Origin of the sequence: Dethiosulfatibacter aminovorans DSM 17477 (assembly GCF_900142005.1) — a bacterium.
GTDB lineage: Bacteria > Bacillota > Clostridia > Tissierellales > Dethiosulfatibacteraceae > Dethiosulfatibacter > Dethiosulfatibacter aminovorans.
The window spans coordinates 47208-53619 of the sequence record NZ_FQZL01000026.1; the positions used below are offsets into that span (position 1 = coordinate 47208).

Genomic DNA, 6412 nt, shown 5'->3' on the forward strand with positions numbered 1-6412 from the left:
TTTCACCTTCTAATCCATAATTATATCAATCTCTATCTTTGTCCCACTACTGCTCGACTCTATTTTGAAGCCATCTGCATTTTTCCTTATATTGGGCAATCCCATACCGGCACCAAAACCCAGCTCCCTTGCCTTCCTGTCTGCTGTTGAAAAACCTTCAGACAAGGCAAGTTCAATATCTTCAATGCCCGGACCTCTGTCCTGAGCCTTGATCCTGATTCTGTCGTCATAAATTTCAAGTATAATTTTCCCTCCATGTGAATGGATAATGATATTGATTTCAGCCTCGTATGATATGATTGCCACCCTTCTTACCAGCTGAGGAGATATTCCAAGGTTCTTAAGGACCCTCTTAATAGCGCTGGAAGCCTTTCCGGCAAGGTCAAAATCATCCGTCACAACTTCGTGTTCATATTTTTTAATCAAGTTTCCCATCGCTAAATCCTTTTACTCCATTAGCATACAAGATTCCACATGAATTATACATATTGTAGTCCGTGGTCAGAAGAGTAATATTGTTTTCCCTGGCCATTTCAATTATTTCAGGCTTGGGCTGCTTACCTCTTACAAGAATTATTACAGCCAAATCAAGCATTTCAGCAGTTCGTATCAACTGAAGATTGTTCAATCCGGAAACCAAAACAGCATTGTCGTCAAGATATTCAGAAGCCAGCACATCACTCATGAGATCGGAAGCATAAGCTCCTACAATATCCTTATTCAACTGTTCGTCGCAAGAGTGAACATTTGCATTCAACAATTCTTTTATTTCAAATACTTTCATAATATCCTCCAAATAACTAAAATTCTCAGAACATAGAGTCCTTCGAATTATCGGTCAATCTAAACATTCAGACCGATTAATAACAATACCTTACATGAAGTATATCATTTTGTTAAATATTTGTCAAACTTATTTGCGACAATATTTCCATAAAATAATCGTTGTCTTCTTTAGACTTAACTGCTACTCTTATGTATCCACCTTCCAGCGTCTTGAAGTTTTTGGTGTGTCTTGTCACTATTCCCTTTTTCATAAGCTTTTCAATGATTTCATCATCATTATCAACCTTGATTAAAAAGAAATTCACCTTGGTGTCCAATACTTCAAATCCATGTTTCCTTATTTTACCAATGAATCTTTTTCTTTCATTTTTATAGTAATCCCTTGTATTCATGATATATTTTTCACAATCCAGGTATTGGACAGCAAGCTTTTGAGCTATTGAATTAACACTCCAAGTAGGATGTATCACCTCAAGTTCTGCAGCATTCTTTTCATCTGTCAGTACATAACCTATCCTTATACCTGAAAGATTAAATATCTTTGTTAATGATTTCATTATATATATATTGTCAAATTCCTTGATGAGATCCGTTGTATGGCATTCATCTTCTAGAAAGAATGAATATGCCTCGTCAAATACGACCTTTATATTCTTACCTTTGCAATATGCCGCTATATCTCTTATTTCACCAACATCCATGAAGCTTCCTGTAGGGTTGTTGGGGTTGCAAATAAACAAAAGATCAACGTCCTCCAGTGCAAATATGTCTTCTGCTGAAAATATGTCCAGGATTTCAACACCATATCCCTTCAGCGCTTTTTCATATTCAGAGTACAGAGGCTGCAACAACACCGCTCTCCCTCCTGCATGGATTGATGCAAGCATATATATGAATTCATTCGTACCGCTGCAGACAATAATCTCACCTTCCCTGCAGCTTTCAATTGAAGCAAGAGTGCTTTTCAATTCCAGACATTCGTCATCAGGATAAGTGCTTACAATTTTGTTGAAGTCGAAATCCATCTCAAGGTTGAATTCCAGGACATTTGTATTTGTGCTGAAATCAATTACCCTTTCCGGCATTTCAATGCCCAGTTTGCTGTATAACTTGTCAGGGTTTGCACCATGCATTCTGTATTTCATATAACTACTCCAATTGTTAATATTATTATAGCAAGAACATCTGTAGCCACAAGAATCTTGTTGGTTCTGTAAATGTCTCTACCTTTTACTTCTTCATTCCTGTCTCCTATGACAGGTTTTTTTACTATTTTCCCAAAATACTTGTTTTCACCGCCAAGCTGTATATTCAACAACCCTGCAACCACGCTTTCGGAATGAGCCGAGTTGGGACTGCTGTGATTTCCCCTGTCCCTTCTGAATATCCTTATCCCGTTTTTCCAGTCATATCCTAGTATCATACCCGCCACAAGCATTAGCAAGCTTCCAAGCCTTGCCGGTATGAAATTCAATACATCGTCAAACTTTGCAGAAAAATATCCGAAGTCCATATACCTGTTATTTTTGTATCCAACCATGGAATCAAGAGTGTTCACAGTCTTGTATAGGTATCCGAAAACAAGGCCCATCCCAAATATATTTCCAACAAGAATATAAAACAGAGGAGCAACAAATCCATCTATGGTGTTTTCAGCCGAAGTTTCTATGGCAGCCTTTATTACCGATTCTTCGTCAAGCTCCTCAGTATCCCTTCCAACAAGATACGAAAGCTTTTTCCTTGCTTCCACTACTCCCTCCTCATTCAAGGAGGTATATACATCCTCCGTCAGATCCTTCAAGGTCTTCACAGAGGGAATGAGGTACATGAAATATACGGAAACCGCAGCATGCAACCATCCGTTGAAGGAAAAAATCCTGTCTAGGGCAAAGACAGAAAGTCCCACTACAGTCATGGACAGCAACAGTAAAAGCAGTCCTGCAATTTTTTTATTTCTCAATTTGTACAGCATCTTCTCAAGATATGAAATCAAATTTCCAACAAGTATTATTGGATGTTTCCATATGCACCTGTCGCCCAACAACAAGTCAAGTACGAGGGCTGCAATGACAATATGCATTCTATACCTCTCTGTTTATTATTTTCATTATGTAGTCTATGTCAAGATGCTCCTCGGCATAGGCAGCGAGCTTCTCGTATGATTCTTCCTTTATCTTGTCCGTATCCACAACATCCCTGAGTTCCATGCTGTATTTCTTCCTGATCATGTTGAGCCAGTCATTTCTCAGTACATCATTATGGAAAACATTATGAAGATAGGTTCCGAAAACCCTTCCTCCATCATAGATACATCCGTCTTTTGTTCCGTCTTCAAGAAGTGCAAAATAGTCGCAGTCCTCCAGGAATTCCGTTCTTCCAAGATGTATTTCATATCCGTCTATTTCCTGGTCAGAGAATATATTGTCAATCCTTCCCTTTGTTTGCCTAACCTGTTTTTCTCCTATGAATACAGTTTCTACAGGTAGCATGTCCAGGCCGTCCATTTCTTCGTACTGGATACTGTCTACATTGTCGGGATCTTTCAGTTTTCTGCCCATTATCTGATATCCGCCACAGATACCTGCTATTACTCCGCCTCTTTCATTGTATTCCTTTAGCTTTTCATACATTCCGCTTTCAACCAGGGATTGGAGATCGTCCGATGTACTCTTGGTACCTGGTATAATTACCGCATGAGGATTTCCAAATTCCTTGGGGTCCTTGACTATTCTGACGCTTACGTCATTCTCATGAATGAATGCTTCCACATCAGTATTGTTGCTTACCCTTTCAAGATGGACAACTGCAATGTCTATAGGATTTGCAACATCATACTGAAAGAGAAGATGCTTGCTTTGCGCATCTTCGGTTTCTATGTAAAGATCCGTAAGGTATGGCAGTACACCCACAACCTTGATTCCATATTCTTCCTCCAGCCAGTCAAGACCATCTTCCAAAAGCTTGATATCTCCCCTGAACTTGTTGAATATGACTCCCTTGAATCTGTGTCTATGCTCCTTCAAGAGTTCAAGCGTTCCTACAACACTTGCAAAGGAACCGCCTCTGTCTATGTCGGTAACAAGGATCACTCCGACATCAGCAATGTCCGCAACCCTCATGTTTACTATTTCACGGTCATTCAGGTTAACCTCTGCAGGCGAACCTGCTCCCTCTATCACCAGACATCCATAGTCTTCCGACAGTTTGTCTATTGATGTCTTAATCGCCTCCACACCATGTTTAAGTGCAAAGTCCTTTCTATAGTCAAATCCCGAATAGGCGTTGAATACCTTTCCAAAAAGCACCACTTCACTCTGTGTATCCCTTGTAGGCTTTAAAAGTATGGGATTCATATATACTGAAGCCTTGGCTCTTGCCGCCTCAGCCTGTACTCCCTGTGCTCTTGAAATCTCCTGTCCGTCTTCTGCCGCATAGGAGTTGTTTGACATATTCTGTGACTTGAATGGAGCCGGTTTGAGCCCCCTGTTGGACAAGACACGGCATATAGCTGTAGTCACATAGCTTTTACCCGAATCCGAGCTTGTCCCTTGTATCATTATACCTTTCATAATCCACCTCTGAAATTCTACTTATTTGATCATTCTTTTATAGCTGTTTTATTGCAGCTTAAATGCACTCTCTTCATTGGTTATCTGATTCTTTCAGTTTCCAAAACCATCTATTATTATATCATTTTTTAAATTTATTACTATGATTTTTTCTTTGAAATCTATTGCATATTTTGTATATATTTTACCAAAATTTAATATTTTTCTTAAGAAATGTAAATATTGTTGCATTTTATTGTGCAAATATATGATGTATAATTATAGCAAGAAAGCAGCTAGAATGCTATTTAGGAGGATAATATGAATTTCAAGGAAAAATTAAAAAACTATGCTGATGTTATAATTACAAAGGGTATAAGCCTTAAGAAAGGACAAAAAGTGGAAATAAGGGCATCTCTTGAGGATGCCGAATTTGCCAGACTTCTGATGCAGAGAGCTTTCGACCACGGAGCAGCCGATGTTAACATAGCATGGATAGACTATCTGTCCAGGAAAATCAAATTCCTAAATGCCGCCCCTGAACTCTTTGACAAAGTTTACGATTGGGAACAGAAAAGAATGGATATTCTGGGTGATGAAAAATGGTGCATAATAAACATAACCGCCCCTGACCCTGAAGTAATGAAGGAAGTAAATCCCGATACAATAGGCAGATGGTACAAATCCGCTGCCAAGGCTTTTGAAAGAAACAAGGTACTTCAGATGAGCTTTGAAACGAAATGGGTCATAGCCTTGGGTGCTTCGGCTCCGTGGGCGGAAAAGGTCTTTCCCGGCCTCAAGGGCGAAGAAGCCACGGAAAAGCTTTGGGAATACATATTCAAGGTATCCAGGGCAGACAACGAGAATTGTGTAGAGATGTGGGATAATCATCTGAAAAACCTCAGATTCAGACACACCAGTCTGACGGAGAAGAATTTCAAAAAACTGAAATACTCAGGACCGGGCACTGATTTTGAAGTGGAGCTCATAAAGGGAAGCAAATGGGTTGGCGGAAGCATGCCTGCTCCGGACGGCACTGACGTAGTTCCCAACATGCCTACAGAAGAAGTATTCACAGTGCCTTCAAAATACACTGCCAAAGGAACTGTAAGCTGCACCATGCCCTTTGTGTACAACGGAAACATAATCAACGGCATAAGGCTTACCTTCGAAAAAGGCAAGGTTGTAGATTTCAGCGCTGAGAAGGGTCAAGAACTGCTTCAAACGTATCTGGAAACCGACGAAGGTGCCTCTTATCTTGGAGAACTTGCACTTGTCCCTGTCGACTCTCCCATATACGAACTTAACACTCTCTTTTTCAATACCCTATATGATGAAAATGCAGCCTGCCACATAGCACTTGGAAACGCATTGTCAATGTGCATTGACGGTGGTGTAGAAGAGATGTCAAAAGAAGACAAAGAGGAGATGGGCTTCAACTCCTGCCCCGTACACCAGGATATCATGATAGGTTCAGACAAGCTTGACATACTGGGAATTCACCAGGACGGCCAGGAAGAATATATCTTCAAGAACGGAAAATGGGCGTTCTAATGTCCTCAATATAAAACTTAAAAAGCCTGATTCTCAGATTATGGGAATCAGGCTTTAAATATACTATTTATCTGTCAAACAAATTTTGTCTTACCGTAATTGAAATTTACAGAAAACCTAGCACGCCGTCGAGAACCTCCACATTGTCCATTCCTGTCTTAGAAGCGATGGCAGGATTTACAGTTCCTGTCGTGTTGTCTGTCCTTGTTATTGTTCCACAAGACTCTGCAAGTGATGCCATAGGTATCACAAGGTCTGCCGCTTCAGTGTTCACCGTGTCGAAGATATCCATTACAGCAAGGTACTCGGGCTTCACATCGAGTCCGTCAACGTCCTCTCCTACGATGAGGAGTCCCTTGATCTGTCCAGCCTTCACAGCTTCGATTATCTCTTCTGCATCAACGTCGAATCCTGCATCAAGGGCACCCTGGGTATTTACGCTGTCCTTGAGGGTGATAATTCCCCTGTATGGCTTCTCAAGCTTGTCTGTGAGTTTTGCCACAGTGTAGATGAGCTCAAGCTCC

General features: G+C 40.5%; 7 protein-coding genes. 1 reads left to right on the forward strand and 6 read right to left on the reverse strand.

Features of this window, described 5'->3' with window-relative positions; all coding sequences use genetic code 11:
• Window positions 1-9: 9 nt before the first annotated feature.
• The 5 genes from BUB05_RS14330 to BUB05_RS14350 all read right to left on the reverse strand — a co-directional run bounded on the left by BUB05_RS14330 (window position 10) and on the right by BUB05_RS14350 (window position 4355).
• The gene (locus tag BUB05_RS14330; RefSeq protein WP_073050304.1) at window positions 10-435 is read right to left on the reverse strand and encodes an ATP-binding protein; all 426 of its coding nucleotides are present in this window, start codon (window positions 433-435) and stop codon (window positions 10-12) included.
• The gene (locus BUB05_RS14335; RefSeq protein WP_073050305.1) at window positions 419-784 is read right to left on the reverse strand and encodes a DRTGG domain-containing protein; all 366 of its coding nucleotides are present in this window, start codon (window positions 782-784) and stop codon (window positions 419-421) included. Before BUB05_RS14335 ends, BUB05_RS14330 begins: the two co-directional genes overlap by 17 nt.
• Window positions 785-896: 112 nt before the next feature.
• Window positions 897-1931, reverse strand: a complete 1035-nt coding sequence (locus tag BUB05_RS14340) for a pyridoxal phosphate-dependent aminotransferase (RefSeq protein WP_073050306.1) — start codon at window positions 1929-1931, stop codon at window positions 897-899.
• Window positions 1928-2866, reverse strand: a complete 939-nt coding sequence (gene cbiB / locus BUB05_RS14345) for an adenosylcobinamide-phosphate synthase CbiB (RefSeq protein WP_073050307.1) — start codon at window positions 2864-2866, stop codon at window positions 1928-1930. The genes BUB05_RS14340 and cbiB overlap by 4 nt, the downstream gene beginning before the upstream one ends.
• Before the next feature lies 1 nt (window position 2867).
• Window positions 2868-4355, reverse strand: a complete 1488-nt coding sequence (locus tag BUB05_RS14350; protein WP_073050308.1) for a cobyric acid synthase — start codon at window positions 4353-4355, stop codon at window positions 2868-2870.
• Window positions 4356-4655: 300 nt separating this feature from the next.
• Between BUB05_RS14350 and BUB05_RS14355 the strand changes: the two genes are divergently transcribed.
• A complete protein-coding gene (locus BUB05_RS14355; protein WP_073050309.1) occupies window positions 4656-5888 on the forward strand; it encodes an aminopeptidase in 1233 nt (410 codons plus the stop codon).
• Window positions 5889-5994: 106 nt separating this feature from the next.
• Here BUB05_RS14355 and BUB05_RS18735 read toward each other — a convergent pair.
• A partial coding sequence (locus BUB05_RS18735) for a molybdopterin-dependent oxidoreductase (RefSeq protein ID WP_342747114.1) occupies window positions 5995-6412 on the reverse strand: 418 nt, incomplete at its 5' end.